Raw genomic sequence first — 15,491 nt, forward strand, 5'->3', positions numbered from 1 at the left:
TTCCGCTAGCCCGGCACGAGCACCGACGCCGCCGAGCGGCGCAGCTTGCCCGACGGGGTCTTCGGCAGGCTGCCGGGCTTCAGCACGACCACGGTGTACGGCCGCAGGCCGACCGCGTCGACCACCCGCGCGCTGATCTGCTTGGACAGCTGCTTCACCGCCTCGTCCTCCCCCGCCAGCCGCGACTCGACCACGACGGCGAACCGCTCGCGCCGGGTGCCCGCGTCCAGCCGCACGGCCACCGCGTTGCCCGCGCGCACGCCCTCGACGGACGTGGCGGCGCGCTCGATGTCGGTGGGGTAGATGTTGCGGCCGCCCATGATGATCACGTCCTTGCGCCGCCCGCACACCACGACCTGGCCGTCGACCACGTAGCCCTCGTCGCCGGTGTCGAGCCACCCGTCCGCGTCCTGGGTGTCGCGCGGCCCGTCCACGGTCAGGTACCCGGGCGTCACGGCCTCGCCGCGCACCCGCAGCTGCCCGACCTCGCGCTCACCGCGCACCGCGCCCGCGTCGTCCACGACCTGCACCTCCAGGCCCGGCAGCGGCGGCCCGAGCAGCGGGAACGACCGCGCGCCCGGCGCGTCCGCCGGCACCGGCACGGCCCGCCTGCCCGCCTCCAGCTCCTCCGGGTCGACGTGGTCCACCGCGATGCCGGTGAACGCGGGCGCGAACGCGACGCCCAGCGTGGTCTCGGCCATGCCGTAGGCGCACAGCACGCACTCGGCGCGCAGCCCGAACCGCTCCCCCGCGTCGGTGAACGACTTCACCGCGACGGGGTCGATGGGCTCGGCGCCGTTGAGCGCGATGCGCAGCGTGGACAGGTCGAACGCGCCGTCGGCGACACCGGCCATCCGCCGGGCGGCGATGGCGTAGGCGAAGTTCGGCGCGGCGGTGATCGTGCCGCGGTACCGGCTGATCAGGTCCGGCCACAGGGTGGGCCGGGCGAGGAAGTCGACCGGGGTCACCTTCACCAGGTCGATGCCGAACAGCATGGGCACGGTCAGGAAGCCGACCATGCCCATGTCGTGGAACAGCGGCAGCCACGACACCATGCGGTCGGTCTCCGGGTCCAGCACGGCCGCGGTCTCCATCGCCTTGGCGTTGGACCACAGGTTGCCGTGGGTGATCCGGACGGCCTTCGGGTCGGCGGTGGAGCCGCTGGTCAGCTGGAGCAGCGCGGTGGCGGACTCGGCGACCTCGACCGGTTCGGCGAGCGGGTCGCCGTCGAGCGAGTCGAGGGTCCGGTAGGCCACGCCGTGCTCGTCCAGCACGGCGGCCAGCGCGTCGAACGGGCTGCCGAGCAGCACCAGCCGCGCGTCGATCATGGCCAGCACCCGGAGGGTGTCGTGCGCCCACTCGGCGAGGTCGGTGCGCGCGGTGGGCTGGTGCAGCATCGTCGTGCTGCCGCCCGCGAGCCACACGGCCTGCACGGCGGGCGCGATGGCCGCCGGGTCGCCCGCGAGGATCGCGAGCGACGCGCCGGGTGCGACGCCGGCCGCGACGAGCGCGCCCGCGGTGCGCGCCGCCCGCTCGTTGACCTCGGCCCACGTCCGGCGCACGGGTGTGCCCGGTTCACCCGTGGTGATACCCCTCGACCGGCCTCCCGCGCCCCTCGCCGTTGCCACCATCGTGTCCACGAACCGGCTCATGCGCATCAGGGTAGAACGGACACCGGGAGCATTGAGCCGATAGGGCGAAACAACTAGGCCGTCATCAGGCGATACTCCCCGGTACCAACACGAAGGAGGTTCGGGTGGAACGGGCGGGTTTTCCGGTGGGACAGGACGTGCCGGCGCATCCGGCGCCGTTGCTGAGCGCGCAGGACCTGCGCCAGGTGTCGTTCCACCGCCCTCCACCCGGGATGCCGGGGTACGACGAGCACGAGGTGGACGAGTTCCTCGACCGCATCGAGGAGACGCTGCGCGGTCGCGACGACGTCTCCGAGGACGAGGTGAGACGCAAGCGGTTCCGCGGCGCCAGACCGGGCTACCACGCGGCCGAGGTCGACGTGTTCATGGACCTGGTGGCCGAAACGCTCAAGAGCACACCGCAGCTGCGCCAGGCCGCCGCGCCGGCGCAGGGCGCGCACGCCACGCACACCGGGTTGCGCCCGGCGCCGCAGCTGACGCCCGCGGACGTGCGCGGGGTGCGGTTCCACAAGCCGCGGCCGGGCAACCGGGGCTACCACGAGGGTCAGATCGACCAGTTCCTGATCCGGATCGAGAAGACCCTGAGCGGCCGGGACGACCTGACCGCCCAGGAGGTCCAGGAGATCGAGTTCGGCTACGCGCCGCCGGGTCAGGCGGGCTACGACGACGAGGACGTGGACACGTTCCTCGACCTGGTCGTGGTCACCCTGGAGCGCAACCCGCAGCCCGCGCCGCTGACGATGCCGATCCCGCCTGCCCGACCGCGCTCGCAGCCGGGCACCCGGCCGCTGACCGCGCGGGACGTGCGCACGGCCGCGTTCGGCAAGCCGCCGCGCGGTCGCCGCGGCTACCAGGAGTCCCAGGTGGACAAGTTCCTCGACCGCATCGAGAACACCCTGCTGGGCCAGGACGACCTGACCGCGCAGGAGATCCGCGAGATCCGCTTCTCCCGACCGATGTTCGGCCGCCGCGGCTACGACGAGAACGAGGTGGACGCGTTCCTCGCCCGGGTGGAGAAGCAGCTGGGCGACGGACCGCTGCGCCCGGCCGACCTGCCCCCGATCACGTCGTGGAAGCAGCTGCGGATGATCAAGATCCCGACCGCGCAGGTGTCCCAGCGCGGGTACCGCGCCACGCAGGTGGACCGGGTGCTCGAGGAGATCGGGGTCGCGCTGGACGGCATGATCGGGGCGGACTCGGCGGAGGTCGGCAAAACCCGGTTCGCGCTGTCGCTGATGAACGGGCAGGGCTACGACTGCTCGTTCGTGGACGAGCTGATGCCGTTGCTGGTGGCCGAACTGCGCAAACGGGGCCGGTGACGGAACGGGGTCGGCGGCCCGTGTAGCGTCCGGAGGCATGCGAAAAGGGGGGCTTTTCGTCGTGCTCTGCGTGCTTGCCGGTTGTACGGCCGCACCGGAGGCGACTTCGCCCAGCAACCAGGTGTCCACTCCCACCACGGGTTCCTCGACCAGCGCCACGGCCGCCTCGCCGGTGCCGGACCCGACGGTCCGGGTGGCGAACACGAAGCTCAGCGACGACGAGATGGCCGCGACCGGCGCGGGGTACCGGCCGGCGGAGGAGAAGCCCTACGGCTTCTACCCGCTGCTCCCGTGCCCGGGACCGTACAACACCGACACCCACCAGTCCACGTTGCGCGAGATGCACACCTGGATCGGCAAGGGCTCGGTGGTCAGCCAGTACGTCGTGCCCTACCGGAAGGCGACCGCGCCGAAGGAGACCGTCGAGCAGGCGAAGGCGGCGCTGGACTGCGCGCCGCGCCAGACCTCCGACGGCAAGCCGCTGACGGTGATCGGCGAACTGGCCGTGCCGCCGGTCGGCGCGGACGTCCAGTTCGCCGTGTCGTTCCAGCGCGGTGACGCGGTCGACAGCGTGCTGCTGATCGCGAAGGACGACATGCTCGTGTCGTTGGAGTACATGGGTCCGACCCAGGACGAGGGCCTGCCCGTCCTGGAGCAGCTCGGCAAGTCGGTGGCGAAGAAGCTCAGCTCCTGACCGGTGCGCGGAGGCGGCCGGTCACTCGGCCACCTCCGCGGCCTCCAGCCACTGCGACTCGACGTCCTCGGCCTCGGCGAGCACCGCCTTCAGCTCCTGGTCCAGCGCGATCAGCCGCTCCGGGTCGGTGGCCGCCTCGGCCAGCGCCGAGTGCAGCTGCGTCTCCTTCTTCTTCAACGTCTCGAGCCGGCGCTCCAGCCGGGACAGCTCCTTGCGCGCGGCGCGCTGGTCGGCCGCCGACGAGGGCTGCTTCCCGGACCCGGTTGACGTCGGCGCCGGCACGTCCCGGGCCGCGTCCCGGCGGCGGAGGTACTCCTCGATGCCGCCGGGCAGGTCGGTCAGGCCGCCGTCGCCGAGCAGCGCCACGACGTGGTCGCACACCCGCTCGACCAGGTACCGGTCGTGCGAGATCACCACGAGCGTGCCGGGCCACGAGTCGAGCAGGTCCTCCAGCTGCTGCAACGTGTCGATGTCCAGGTCGTTGGTCGGCTCGTCGAGCAGCAGCACGTTCGGCTCGGCCATCAGCAGCCGGCACAGCTGCAACCGCCGCCGCTCGCCGCCGGACAGGTCGCCCACCGGCGTCCACTGCTTCTGCGAGGAGAACCCGAACCGCTCGGCCAGCTGCGAGGCGGACAGCTCCTGCTTGCCCAGCACGACCCGGCGTGCGATCTCCTCGACCGCCTCCAGCACCCGCATCGACCCGTCGAGGTCGTGCAGCTCCTGGCTCAGGTGCGCCAGTTTCACCGTCTGGCCCTGGATCCGCTTCCCGGCGGCCAGTTCGCGCTCGCCGGCCAGCGCGCGCAGCAGCGTCGTCTTGCCCGACCCGTTCACGCCGACGATGCCGACCCGGTCGCCCGGGCCGATCCGCCACGTCAGGTCGCGCACCAGGGTGCGGTCGCCGACGGTCAGCGTGGCGTCCTCGACCTCCAGCACGGTGCGACCGAGCCGGCGCTTGGCGAACGCCAGCAGCTCCACCGAGTCGCGCGGCGGCGGCACGTCGGAGATCAGCGTCTCGGCGGCCTCGATCCGGTAGCGGGGCTTGGAGGTGCGAGCCGGCGCGCCGCGGCGCAACCACGCGAGTTCCTTGCGGGCCAGGTTGCGGCGCTTCTCCTCGAGGGTGTCGGCGAGCCGGCCGCGCTCGGCGCGGGCGAAGATCCAGTCCGCGTAACCGCCCTCGTACTGCTCGACCTTGCCGCCGACGACCTCCCACGTGCGCGAGCACACGGTGTCCAGGAACCACCGGTCGTGGGTGACGACGACGAGGGCCGTGCGGCGGGCCAGCAGGTGCTCGGCCAGCCAGCGGACGCCCTCGATGTCCAGGTGGTTGGTGGGCTCGTCCAGCACCACCAGGTCCAGTTCCTGCACCAGGGCGGCGGCCAGCGCGACGCGCCGGCGTTCGCCACCGGACATGGTGCCGACCGGGGAGTCCAGGCCCAGCGCGGTGATGCCGAGACCGTCCAGGATGGACCGGACGCGCGCGTCCGAGGCCCACTCGTGCTCGGCGTCGAACCCGAGCGGGTCGATGACCGCGTGGCGCACGGTCGACCCCTCGGCCAGCTCGGTCCGCTGGGTCACCACGGCCATCCGCAGGCCCCGGGTTTGGCTGACCCGGCCCTCGTCCGGCTCGGCGAGCCCGGCGAGCACCTCCAGCAGCGTGGTCTTGCCGCCTCCGTTGAGCCCCACCACGCCGATGCGGTCGCCCTCGCCGACACCGAGCGACACGCCCTCCAGCAGGGGGCGCACGCCGAACGACTTGGAGACCGCTTCCAGGTTGACCAGGTTGGCCATCGACCGTCTTTCCTCGTAGAAAAGGGTTGCTACGCGTGCACTTCGGGCGGTGTCGGACGCGAGGTGTCCTCGGTGCCGACCACCCGGGCGCCGTGCACCGGCCCCTGCGCCACCCGGACCGTGCGGCACACGCCCGCGCCGGCCAGTTCCGCCGCCACCCGCACGGCCGCGTCGCCGTCGGTGCACAGGAACGCGCACGTCGGCCCGGAGCCGGACACCATGCCGGCCAGCGCGCCCGCGTTCACGCCCGCGCGCAGCGTCCGGCGCAGGTTGGGCCGCAGCGACACGGCCGCCGCCTGGAGGTCGTTGCCCAGCAGCAGCGCGAGTTGCCGGGGGTCGCCGGAGGCCAGCCCCTCCAGCACCGCCTCGGCCGCGCCGACCCGGGGCGGGTCGCCCTCGGCGCGCAGCCGGTCGAGTTCGGTGAAGACCTCGGGTGTGGACAGTCCCTGCCGGTCGAACGCCAGCACCCAGTGGAACGGGTGGCGGGCCAGCACGGGCACGATCTGGTCGCCGCGGTCGGTGCCGAGCGCGGTGCCGCCGTAGAGCGCGAACGGCACGTCCGCGCCGAGCTTCGCGGCGACCCGGGACAGCTCGTCCCGGGTGATCTCGAGCCGCCACAGCGACGCGAGCCCGACGAGCGTGGCCGCCGCGTTCGCGCTGCCACCCGCCATGCCGCCCGCCACCGGGATGCTCTTCTTGATCGACACCCGGACCTTCGGGTCCTCGGGGTCGCGGCCGACGTGCGCGGCGAGCGCCCGCACGGCCTTCCACGCGAGGTTGCCGGGCCCGGCGGGCACGTCGTCCGCGCCCTCGCCGTGCACCTCGACCCCGGGTTCGTCGGTCGCCGCCACGGTGACCTCGTCGGTCAGCGACAGCGCCTGGAAGATCGTCACCAGGTCGTGGTAGCCGTCGGCGCGTGGGTCACCGACGGCGAGGTGCAGGTTCACCTTGGCCGGGACGCGGACGGTTACCGGGGGTGGGACTACGGCGAGCACGCCATGAAGCCTACGGGCGTTCGAGGGGTGCTCGCTCCCACCCGCCTCCGACCGGCGCTTTTCCCCCTCGCGGAGGCCGGCGGGGGCGGTCGGGGAAGCGCGAAACCCCCTCCGGCGGGCCGGAGGGGGTTTCGGGCGCGATCGGGTCAGACGGCCAGCACCGAGCCGTTGAACTCCTTGGCGATGTAGTCCTTGACCTGCTGGGACTGGAGCAGCGCGAGCAGGTCCTTGATCCGCTTGTCGTCCTTGAGCTCGGCCCGGGTCACGAGGCCGTTCGCGTTCGGGTTGCCCTCGGCCTTCTCCAGCACCAGCGCGTCGGTCGCGGGCTTGAGGCCCGCGTCGATGGCGTAGTTGCCGTTGACCACCGACGCGTCGGTGTCCTCCAGCGAGCGGGGCAGCTGGGCCGCCTCCAGCGTGACGAACTCCAGCTTCTTCGGGTTGTCCGCCACGTCCGCGACGGTGGCCGTCTTCTCCGTGCCGTCCTTGAGCTTGATCAGGCCGTTGGCCTGGAGCAGCCGCAGGCCGCGCGCCTCGTTGGCCGGGTCGTTGGCCAGGCCGACCTTCGCGCCGGACGCCAGGTCCGCGAGCTTCTTGATCTTCTTGGAGTACACGCCCAGCGGCTCCAGGTGGACCGGGCCGATCCACTCCAGCTTCGCGTTGCTCGACGCCTTGAACGTCTCCAGGTACGGCACGGTCTGGAAGTAGTTGGCGTCGAGCGAGCCGTCCACCAGCGCTGTGTTCGGCTGGACGTAGTCGGTGAACTCCACGACGTCGATCTTGAGGCCCTTGTCCTTGGCGAGGTTGTCGGCCACGTAGCGCAGGATCTGCGCGTGCGGGACCGGGCTCACGCCGACCTTGAGCGCCGCGTCGGGGTTGCTCGCGGCGCCTCCGGTCTGGCCGCTCCCGCAGCCGACCGCGGTCAGCAGCACGGCGAGGAGGGCAGCACGAATACGCATGACTTTCCTTTGTGTCGAAATACAGCGGCGGTCTAGAGCGAGGCGGTGCGGCGGCGGTCGACCGCGCGCGAAAGCCTGGTGAAGCCGAATTGGATCAAGGTGGCGATGACGGCGAGCGCCGCCACGGTCGACCACATGTACCGGTCGTCGAAACCCTGGTAACCCCGGCGCACGGCCAGGTCGCCGAGCCCGCCGCCGCCCAGCACGCCGGCCATCGCCGAGTAGCCGAGCAGGGCGATCGCGGTCACGCCGATCGCGTTGATCAACGCGGGCAGCGACTCGCGCAGCAGCACGGCGCGCACGATGCGCAACGTCGTCGCGCCGGTCGTGACGGCGGCTTCCACGACGGCCACGTGCACCTCGGACAGCACGTTCTGCACGAGTCTGCCGACGAACGGGATCGCGCCGAGGGACAGCGGCACGATCGCCGCCTCCGGCCCGATCGAGGACCCGATCAGCGCTCTGGTGAGCGAGGTCAGCAGGACGAGCAGGACGAGGAACGGCATCGAGCGGCCGAGGTCCACGACGAACCCGAGGAGCTTGTGCACCCACCGGTTCGGTCGCAGCCCACCGGGAGCGGTGAGCTGCAACCAGATTCCGACCGGGATGCCGAGGACCGTGGCGATCACGGTCGCGGCGGCCACCATGTACAGCGTCTGCCCCGTCGAGGGGATCAGCTCGCCGAACACCTTGGGCCAGGGTGTTGCTGGTCTCACTACGCGGCTACTCCCTGAGGACCCTTCGGCGTCCGGCGCACCGCGCCACCCGCGTCCGAGATCCACTCCAAGGCCGAGTCCGCCCGTTCGCCGGTGAGCCCGACGCGGAACCGCGCGACCGGCGTCTCACCGAGTCGGGTCAGCCCGCCGCCCAGCAGGCTCAGCTCGACGCCGAACCTGCTCGTGGCCTCCGGGAGCAGCGCGCCGACGGCCGCGAAGCCGACCAGCACGACATCCGCCACCCGGTCGAACTTCGTTTCCACGCCCGGGTTCTGGTCCACCGCGGGCAGGAGCGAGGAGGCCGTGCGGCTGTCCGCGTCGGACACCAGGTCGAGCACCTTGCCGTGCTCGACGACTCGGCCGTTGTCCAACACCGCGACGTCGTCGCAGATCTTGCGCACCACGCCCATGTCGTGCGTGACGACGAGGACGGTCACCCCGAGTTCGGCGCGGGCGCGGTCGAGGACCGCGAGCACCGAACCGGTGGTTTCCGGGTCCAGGGCGGAGGTGGGCTCGTCGGCCAGCAGCACCGAGGGGCTGGCGGCCAGGGCGCGGGCGACCGCGATCCGCTGGCGCTGGCCACCGGAGAGCTGGTCCGGGTAGGACCCCGCCTTGTCGGTCAGGCCGACGAGGTCGAGGAGTTCGGCGACGCGGGTGCGGCGCTGGGGGCCGGGCACGCCGGCGGATTCCAGCGGCAGCGCGACGTTGCCCGCCGCGGTGCGCTGACGGAGCAGCGAATCCCCTTGCGGCACAACGCCGATCTGCCGGCGGGCGGCGCGCAGCGCGGGGCCGCCGAGCGAGACGAGGTCGGTGCCGTCGACGCGGATCGCACCGCTGTCGGGGCGCTCCAGCAGCGCGACGCAACGGGCCAGTGTGGACTTGCCGGAACCGCTCGGGCCGACGACGCCGAGCACGGTGCCCGCGGCGACGTCGAGGTTCACGCCGTCAAGCGCGCGAACCTGGCCGGTACTGCCCGGAAAGGACTTGGTGAGGTTTTCGACAGTGATCACGTTTTCGCTCCACGACTGCACGCGGCGGCACACGCTCATGGCGTGCGCGACCGACAACTCCAGCTCAGATGGTTGTCCTGCGGATTAGGACGCGAAGATCGGAAAAAGAGGTGCGCCTACGCGGAGAAGCTGCGACAGCCGGACACAGTGCGGCGACCGTGGTCGACGACTCGCCGTCTGGTGAGCATTCGCATCCTGGGCACGTGATCCTCCATCGGTCCTGGCTGAAGCACCTGCCCCCGTGGGGAGGGTGGTTGCTGCGGCGTCGTAGAGCCAGGTCTCTCGGCCGCTCGGGATGGCAGCACGAGTACACCTGACGGACACCGAGAAACGCAAGCCCGGTTGCGGATCGTCCGTCAAATCACACTTTCGGCCGAAGGATCGGCGGCCGGTTCGATGAGGCAGCCTCGGCTATCCGGACGAAATCACCGACCGCCAACTGCTCTCCACGCTCGCCCGGATCCACACCCGCGGCGGTGAGCAGCCTCTCGGCCTCGGGCGCCCCGCCGGCCCAACCGGACAGCGCCGCCCGCAGGGTTTTCCGCCGCTGGGCGAATGCCGCGTCCACCAACGAGAACAGCACCTTCTTGTCCACAGTGGACAGAAGGTCGTGCCGGTCGAACGCGACGAGCGCGGAGTCCACGTTGGGCACCGGCCAGAACACCGAGCGTGACACCGGACCGGCCCGACGCGCGTCGGCGTACCAGGCGAGCTTGACGCTGGGCACGCCGTAGACCTTGCTGCCGGGTCCGGCGGCCATCCGGTCCGCGACCTCGGCCTGGACCATCACGAGGCCGGTGCGCAGGCTCGGCAGCTCGGCCAGCAGGTGCAGCACCACGGGCACCGCGACGTTGTAGGGCAGGTTCGCCACCAGGGCGGTCGGTTCGAGCGGCAGCCGGTCGCGGGTCACCCGCATCGCGTCCGCGTGCACCACGTGGAGGTTGGGGGCGAGAGAGGGCGCACGCTCGGCGGCGGTGGCCGGCAGCCGGGTGGCGAGCACCTCGTCGATCTCCACGGCCACCAGGGCGCGACAGGCGGGCAGCAGGGCCAACGTCAGCGAGCCGAGGCCGGGACCGACTTCGAGCACCACGTCGTCGGGGGTCAGCGAAGCCGCCGAGACGATCTTGCGAACCGTGTTGGGGTCGTGCACGAAGTTCTGACCGAGCTTCTTCGTGGGTCGGATGTCCAGCTCGGCCGCAAGCCGACGGACGTCAGCCGGCCCGAGGAGCTGACTCCCCGGGCCGGTCGAAGAAGCATCACTCATAGCTGGGCATTCTCCACCACGGCGTCCGAGCCGCTCCCGCGAGGCCGCGTCGGCGTCTGGACTGAGCCAATCCGCCCCGCGCGCAGCGCCGGGCGGATTCGCGAGGGAAGACGCCGACTTCAGGCGGCCTCGCCCGCCGCGACGGAGTCGCGGCCAGTGTTACGGCAAGCCCAACTTCGCTTGGCAGGCGGGCCACGCCGAGTAGCCGCCGCGGGCGTCGCGGACCTTCGTCGCGATCGCGATCTGCTGCTCGCGGGACGCCTGATGCGGGTACGCGGCGTACGCGCTGCCGCCGTAGGCGTCCCAGGTCTGCTTGTCGAACTGGAGGCCGCCGTAGTAGCCGTTGCCGGTGTTGATGGCCCAGTTGCCGGTCGCCTCGCACTGCACGAGCCGGTCCCAGTCGCCGCCGTCGGACACCGGCGGGGTCGCGGTGACCTTGGTGCCGATCTTGACCTTCTTCGGCTTGGCTTCCTTGGTGACCTTGGAGCCCAGCTCCTCGCGGCCGGTCTCCTTGCCGTTCGTGGTGGACACGCGGTAGGTCTTGATGACCTCGCCCGCCTCACCCGGCTCGACCACGACCTTCTCGCCCTTGGCGAGGGTGTCGTCCTTGGTCTCCTCGACCGGCGGCGCGACGGACTCCGTCACGTTCACCACCGAGACGCCGGTCCGGCTGATGTGGACCTCGACCCCGTTGGTGATCTTGAGGTCGAGCGCCGCCTCCAGCTTGTCCTCGGCGCCGATGGTGAGCTTCTGCTCCTTGAGCAGCTCGTCCACGGTCAACGCGGTGGTCTTGATCTGCTTCGGCTCGTTCGCGCCGTCGAACAGCGTGATCGTCTTCTGGCTCTTGACCTGGAGCGACAACCCGGACAGCGGGACCGCCATGTCCCGGTTCTCCGAGACCCACGCGCCGTTGTCGTCGATCTTGAGCTGGTCGAGCGCCTCGTCCACGGTGACCGAGTGGACCCAGCCCTCGCGGGACTCGCCGTCGACGGTGGCCTTGACGAGCCGGCCGCGGTCGAGCGAGATCTTGCCGCCGTCGCCCACCTTCGCCGACGGGGCGGGGCTCAGCGCGTCGTGCTCGCCGACCGCGATGCCCTCGTCCTGGAGGATCTCGCCCACGGTGGACTCGTAGGTGTGGACCGTCTTCGTCTCGCCGTCGATGTCGACCGTGACGGCCTTGTCCATCGCGAACGCGGTCGCCGCGCCACCGCCGATGGTGACCAGCACGGCCGCGACGGCGGCCTTGAGGAAGCGCTTCTTCCACTTCCGGGAGGCCTCGACCATGGCCGCGGGCGGGGCGTCCGGCCGCTCGGTGAGCAGCGTGCCCGCGACCCGGTCCTGGGAGACCTCGTCCGGGATGATGATCGGCGGCAGGAACGTCGTCTCCGCGTTGATCAGCCTGATCAACTCGTCCACGTCGACGTTCGCGCTCGCCAACAGGTCGTCCGCGTCAGGCCCGAGGACCTCGAGGACGTCGTTGGGGGTGATGCTGAAGACCGTCGTGTCCCACTCGGACGGCTCGGGTCTTTCCAGCAGACCGGTGGCCGTCGCGGGCGACGTCTGCACCGGTGTGAACCAGTCGGTGTCCTCGTTGAACGAGTTCACGGGTTTCCTTACCTCCTGAAGGCGCAAAGCCTCGCTTCACGCTCGTTCGCCATCGGTGGTCAGCTCGTGATCCAGCCGGCAGCTCCCGCGCTTTCGCTCGTCTTCTCGCTTCGGTCAGTACCCGCCCCGACAACGGGTGAGCCCACCGGATACAGGGGGCACGGTCACGGGACCGTAACGGAGGTCGCGAGGTTGCGCAAACACCCCCGGGGGATCTGTGAGTTGGCTCACCCCATCGGGGGACTAGCTCGCTCTGCCGTTTGGAGTAACCCGGGCTACTGCTGCGCTCAGTTACGCAGGTTGAAGACCCGTTCCGCATTTTGGGTGACAGTTGACGCGAGGAGGTCGACTTCGGTGTCACGGAGAGTTGCAAGGTCGCGGAGCGTGTAGTTCACGCAGTACGGCTCGTTGGGCTGCCCGCGGAAGGGGTGCGGGGTCAGGAACGGCGCGTCGGTCTCCACCAGCAGGTGCTCGTCGGGCGTCCACCGGGCGGCTTCGCGCAGGTCGTGGGAGTTCTTGAAGGTGACCGGACCCGCGAACGACAGCACGAACCCCCGGTCCACGCACCGGCGCGCGAAGTCGAGATCACCCGAGAAGCAGTGGAACACCACAGTGGACGGAGCGCCCTCCCGGTCGAGGATCTCCAGCACGTCGTCGTGCGCCTCCCGGTCGTGGATCATCAACGGCTTGTCGACGTCCTTGGAAAGCCGGATGTGCCAACGGAAAGCCTCGTGCTGGTCCTCTTTGGACGAGTAGTCCCAGTAGTAGTCCAACCCGGTCTCCCCGACCGCGACCACCCGGGGCTGACGAGCCAGTTCGGCCAACTCGGCCTTGTCCGCGTCCCCGAACCCGGTGGTCCGCGTCGGGTGCACGGCGACGGCCGCGAACACCCGCGGATCCCACGTCGCCGCCTCCGCAGCCCACCGCGCCGAGGCGAGGTCGTCCCCGACCGTGATCACCCGGTCGACCCCGGCGAGGTTCGCCCGGTCGAGATAACCCTTCACGTCACCGGCCGTCTTCGCGCCGCACGCGTCGAGGTGCGTGTGCGCGTCCACGACGGGCGTCGGCAACGCCTCGGGCAGGGGAGGCAACTCCCCACGTTTCCTGCTCACCGCACCATGATCCCGGCAGGCGTGGTTCCAGTCCACGCCGGCCCGACCTCTCGCGCGCGCCCGCGTAGTAGTGGGGAGCGGCGGGGTCGGACGCCGGCGCGGACCGACGGACCGACGGACGGTCAGAGACCGCGCACCAACGCCCGCCAGGAAGCGGCGGGGAACTCCAGGTGAGGTGCGCTCGGATTCTTCGAGTCGCGGGTGAGCACCTTGGTCGTGCTGAACGCGACTTCGACACAGTTGCCGTTGTTTGCGCTGTAGCTGCTCTTGATCCACTGGACGCCGGACACGGGAGCCTCCCTAGTGTGACTTGGTCTTGAGCAACGCAAGGCTGCGCTGGGTGGACATCGCCACCGACTGCAAGTTGCGCGAAGCCATCTTATAAGTCCGGACGTCGTCCTGGTCTTGGACGTAAACCGCGCCATCGAGCCGTTCGGAGTAGGCGATCGAGCGCGCGTGGTCGAAGTCGAGGATCACCATCGGGCCGGTGGTCGCGGTGTGCGGGCCGTCTTCGGGGCGGAGGACTTGAATTCCGATGTTCGGCCGTTGCGCCATCTCGTGCAGGTGCTTCAGCTGCTCCTGCCGGATCTCCGGTGTGCCGACGTTGAGCCGCAGCGCCGCCTCGCCGATCACCGCCTGGAGTCGGAGCGGCTCCTCCTCGGTGAGGCGGTTGGCCCGGGTCAACCGGAAGGACGCGAACCTGTCGGCGTGGTCGCGCCGGACGAAACCCGTCGCCTCGGTGATCGCCTGGGCGTACGCCTCGGTTTGCAGCAGACCCGGGATCACCATCGGTTCGAACAGGAACTCACTGCCCGCCAAGCCTTCCAGGCCCACGAAGGTCTTGAACCAGTCCGGCACGAGGTGGGTCCACGGCGCCCACCACGTCTTGCCTTCGCCATTGCCGGTTAGGGAGATCAACCGATCGATGTCGTGTCGGGACACACCGTAGAACTCCAGCAGCACCAGGATGTCCTCGGGCATCTGCTGATAGCGGCCGTTCTCCATGCTGCTCAACTTCGCCCGGGCGATCCCGGTCGACTCCTGGACCTGTTGGGGCGTGATCGCCACCTGCTTGCGGTGGTTGGCGAGTTCCACACCGATCAGCCAGCGCAGCGCGGACGGGTCATTGCGAGCGGTCATGAAACACATCTTGCCGCACAAGTCGCCATTCGAGGTTCACTCTATCGTGCGATCCTTGCACCCAAACATTTGGCGCTACCGTCGTCACATGGGATTGCAGCCGGAATTGGAATCAGCAATGCAAAACTCCGCGCCGAAGGTCTTCGCGCTGGTGGGCACGCCGAAGTCGCCGGACGAACCGGCGTATGTCGGCTACGGGTTGGAATTCCGGGAACCCGCGCAGGCCGTTTTGTGCATTGAAGGGGACACGTGGACGGGGGACAGCGCGGAGGCGTTGCGGGACTTGCACCAGGTGATCGCGGATGCCCGGATCGTGTGGCTGCCGCTGGAGTCGACGGGGTGACGGGGTTGGCCCGGCACCCGGGCTAGGAGCTGATCGCGGCGTCGTACAGGGCCTTCTTGCTGACGCCCGCCGCCTCCGCGACCTCGGCCGCCGCCGACTTCATGCGTTCGCCGTCGGCCACCCGCTGCTTCACCTCCGCCACCAGCACGTCCATCGACGGCGCCTCGGTCGGCGCGGCACCGGACAGGACCACGGTGATCTCGCCCCGGACACCCTCCTCCGCCCACGCGGCCAACTCCGCCAACCCGCCGCGCCTGACCTCCTCGTAGGTCTTGGTCAACTCGCGGCACACCGCGGCCCGACGGTCGGCGCCCAGCACGTCCGCGGCGTCGGCCAGGGTCGCGGCCAGGCGGTGCGGCGACTCGAAGAAGACGCACGTGCGGGGCTCGGTCGCCAACCCGAGGAACCACCGCCGGCGCTCGCCCTGCTTGCGGGGCGGGAAGCCCTCGAAGCAGAAGCGGTCCGAGGGCAGGCCGGAGACGGCCAACGCCGTGGTCACCGCCGACGGGCCCGGCACGCACGTCACCGTGATGCCCTCGTCCGCGCACGCCGCCGCCAGCCGGTACCCCGGGTCCGACACGCTGGGCATGCCGGCGTCGGTCACCAGCACGACCGTCGCGCCGCCGTGCAGCGCCTCCAGCAACCCCGGCAACCGGCTCGTCTCCACCTGGTCGTAGAAGCTCACCACCCGACCGGTGGGCGTCACGTCCAAGGCGGACACGAGCGAGCGCAACCGCCGGGTGTCCTCGGCCGCGATCACGTCCGCCGTGCCCAAGGCGTCGACCAGGCGCGGCGAAGCGTCCCGGATGTCGCCGAGCGGAGTAGCGGCGAGCACCAAACGGCCTGATCCAGATACAGGTCTCACGACTCTCACCCTACGATCGCCACCGTGAGCCT

At 70.7% G+C, this 15,491-nt stretch carries 15 protein-coding genes and 1 riboswitch; of the genes, 3 read left to right on the plus strand and 12 right to left on the minus strand.

Annotated features, from left to right (window positions below):
- Positions 1-5: 5 nt before the first annotated feature.
- Positions 6-1,652, minus strand: coding sequence for a fatty acyl-AMP ligase (locus tag AB0G50_RS07715; protein WP_360103428.1), 1,647 nt, complete (start codon positions 1,650-1,652; stop codon positions 6-8).
- Positions 1,653-1,777: 125 nt separating this feature from the next.
- On the opposite strand from AB0G50_RS07715, the gene AB0G50_RS07720 reads away from it, so the two are divergent.
- Complete coding sequence (locus tag AB0G50_RS07720) at positions 1,778-2,971, plus strand: DivIVA domain-containing protein (protein ID WP_360103430.1); 1,194 nt, start codon at positions 1,778-1,780, stop codon at positions 2,969-2,971.
- 121 nt (positions 2,972-3,092) lie between these two features.
- A complete protein-coding gene (locus tag AB0G50_RS07725) occupies positions 3,093-3,665 on the plus strand; it encodes a hypothetical protein (protein ID WP_360103432.1) in 573 nt (190 codons plus the stop codon).
- A 21-nt stretch (positions 3,666-3,686) separates the two neighbouring features.
- On the opposite strand, the gene AB0G50_RS07730 is transcribed toward AB0G50_RS07725, so the two are convergent.
- The 10 genes from AB0G50_RS07730 to AB0G50_RS07775 all read right to left on the minus strand — a co-directional run bounded on the left by AB0G50_RS07730 (position 3,687) and on the right by AB0G50_RS07775 (position 14,272).
- On the minus strand, positions 3,687-5,453 hold the full coding sequence (locus AB0G50_RS07730) for an ABC-F family ATP-binding cassette domain-containing protein (RefSeq protein ID WP_360103434.1): 1,767 nt from the start codon (positions 5,451-5,453) through the stop codon (positions 3,687-3,689).
- A gap of 29 nt (positions 5,454-5,482) precedes the next feature.
- Positions 5,483-6,448: a 4-(cytidine 5'-diphospho)-2-C-methyl-D-erythritol kinase gene (locus AB0G50_RS07735; protein WP_360103436.1), complete on the minus strand. Its 966-nt coding sequence runs from the start codon at positions 6,446-6,448 to the stop codon at positions 5,483-5,485.
- A gap of 146 nt (positions 6,449-6,594) precedes the next feature.
- Positions 6,595-7,404 carry a MetQ/NlpA family ABC transporter substrate-binding protein gene (locus AB0G50_RS07740; RefSeq protein ID WP_360103438.1) on the minus strand — a complete coding sequence of 270 codons (810 nt, stop codon included), beginning with the start codon at positions 7,402-7,404 and terminating at the stop codon, positions 6,595-6,597.
- A 32-nt stretch (positions 7,405-7,436) separates the two neighbouring features.
- Complete coding sequence (locus tag AB0G50_RS07745) at positions 7,437-8,093, minus strand: methionine ABC transporter permease (protein ID WP_360103440.1); 657 nt, start codon at positions 8,091-8,093, stop codon at positions 7,437-7,439.
- Positions 8,094-8,119: 26 nt separating this feature from the next.
- Positions 8,120-9,130 carry an ATP-binding cassette domain-containing protein gene (locus AB0G50_RS07750; protein WP_360103442.1) on the minus strand — a complete coding sequence of 337 codons (1,011 nt, stop codon included), beginning with the start codon at positions 9,128-9,130 and terminating at the stop codon, positions 8,120-8,122.
- A gap of 208 nt (positions 9,131-9,338) precedes the next feature.
- Positions 9,339-9,432, minus strand: a riboswitch (SAM riboswitch).
- 59 nt (positions 9,433-9,491) lie between these two features.
- A complete protein-coding gene (gene rsmA / locus AB0G50_RS07755; protein ID WP_360103444.1) occupies positions 9,492-10,394 on the minus strand; it encodes a 16S rRNA (adenine(1518)-N(6)/adenine(1519)-N(6))-dimethyltransferase RsmA in 903 nt (300 codons plus the stop codon).
- Positions 10,395-10,553: 159 nt separating this feature from the next.
- Positions 10,554-11,999, minus strand: coding sequence for a transglycosylase family protein (locus AB0G50_RS07760; RefSeq protein WP_360103446.1), 1,446 nt, complete (start codon positions 11,997-11,999; stop codon positions 10,554-10,556).
- Between the two features lie 287 nt (positions 12,000-12,286).
- Positions 12,287-13,111 carry a TatD family hydrolase gene (locus AB0G50_RS07765; protein ID WP_360103448.1) on the minus strand — a complete coding sequence of 275 codons (825 nt, stop codon included), beginning with the start codon at positions 13,109-13,111 and terminating at the stop codon, positions 12,287-12,289.
- A 122-nt stretch (positions 13,112-13,233) separates the two neighbouring features.
- Entirely contained in the window at positions 13,234-13,401 is a 168-nt protein-coding gene (locus AB0G50_RS07770) for a DUF397 domain-containing protein (protein WP_360103450.1), read from the minus strand.
- A 10-nt stretch (positions 13,402-13,411) separates the two neighbouring features.
- Positions 13,412-14,272, minus strand: a complete 861-nt coding sequence (locus AB0G50_RS07775) for a helix-turn-helix transcriptional regulator (RefSeq protein WP_360103452.1) — start codon at positions 14,270-14,272, stop codon at positions 13,412-13,414.
- A 67-nt stretch (positions 14,273-14,339) separates the two neighbouring features.
- Here AB0G50_RS07775 and AB0G50_RS07780 point away from each other — a divergent pair, with 67 nt between their 5' ends.
- Complete coding sequence (locus tag AB0G50_RS07780) at positions 14,340-14,594, plus strand: hypothetical protein (protein WP_360103454.1); 255 nt, start codon at positions 14,340-14,342, stop codon at positions 14,592-14,594.
- A gap of 22 nt (positions 14,595-14,616) precedes the next feature.
- Here the strand turns inward: AB0G50_RS07780 and rsmI are convergent, their stop codons facing one another.
- The gene (gene rsmI / locus AB0G50_RS07785) at positions 14,617-15,459 is read right to left on the minus strand and encodes a 16S rRNA (cytidine(1402)-2'-O)-methyltransferase (protein WP_360103456.1); all 843 of its coding nucleotides are present in this window, start codon (positions 15,457-15,459) and stop codon (positions 14,617-14,619) included.
- Between the last annotated feature and the right edge of the window lie 32 nt (positions 15,460-15,491).

It is taken from the genome of Actinosynnema sp. NPDC020468 (assembly GCF_040642015.1).
Lineage (GTDB): Bacteria > Actinomycetota > Actinomycetes > Mycobacteriales > Pseudonocardiaceae > Actinosynnema.

Bases quoted from the DNA above. Each gene is read 5' to 3' on its own strand.
- AB0G50_RS07730 (WP_360103434.1), bottom strand. From the start codon at position 5,453: ATGGCCAACCTGGTCAACCTGGAAGCGGTCTCCAAGTCGTTCGGCGTG.
- AB0G50_RS07740 (WP_360103438.1), bottom strand. From the start codon at position 7,404: ATGCGTATTCGTGCTGCCCTCCTCGCCGTGCTGCTGACCGCGGTCGGC.
- AB0G50_RS07715 (WP_360103428.1), bottom strand. From the start codon at position 1,652: ATGAGCCGGTTCGTGGACACGATGGTGGCAACGGCGAGGGGCGCGGGA.
- AB0G50_RS07780 (WP_360103454.1), top strand. From the start codon at position 14,340: ATGGGATTGCAGCCGGAATTGGAATCAGCAATGCAAAACTCCGCGCCG.
- rsmA (WP_360103444.1), bottom strand. From the start codon at position 10,394: ATGAGTGATGCTTCTTCGACCGGCCCGGGGAGTCAGCTCCTCGGGCCG.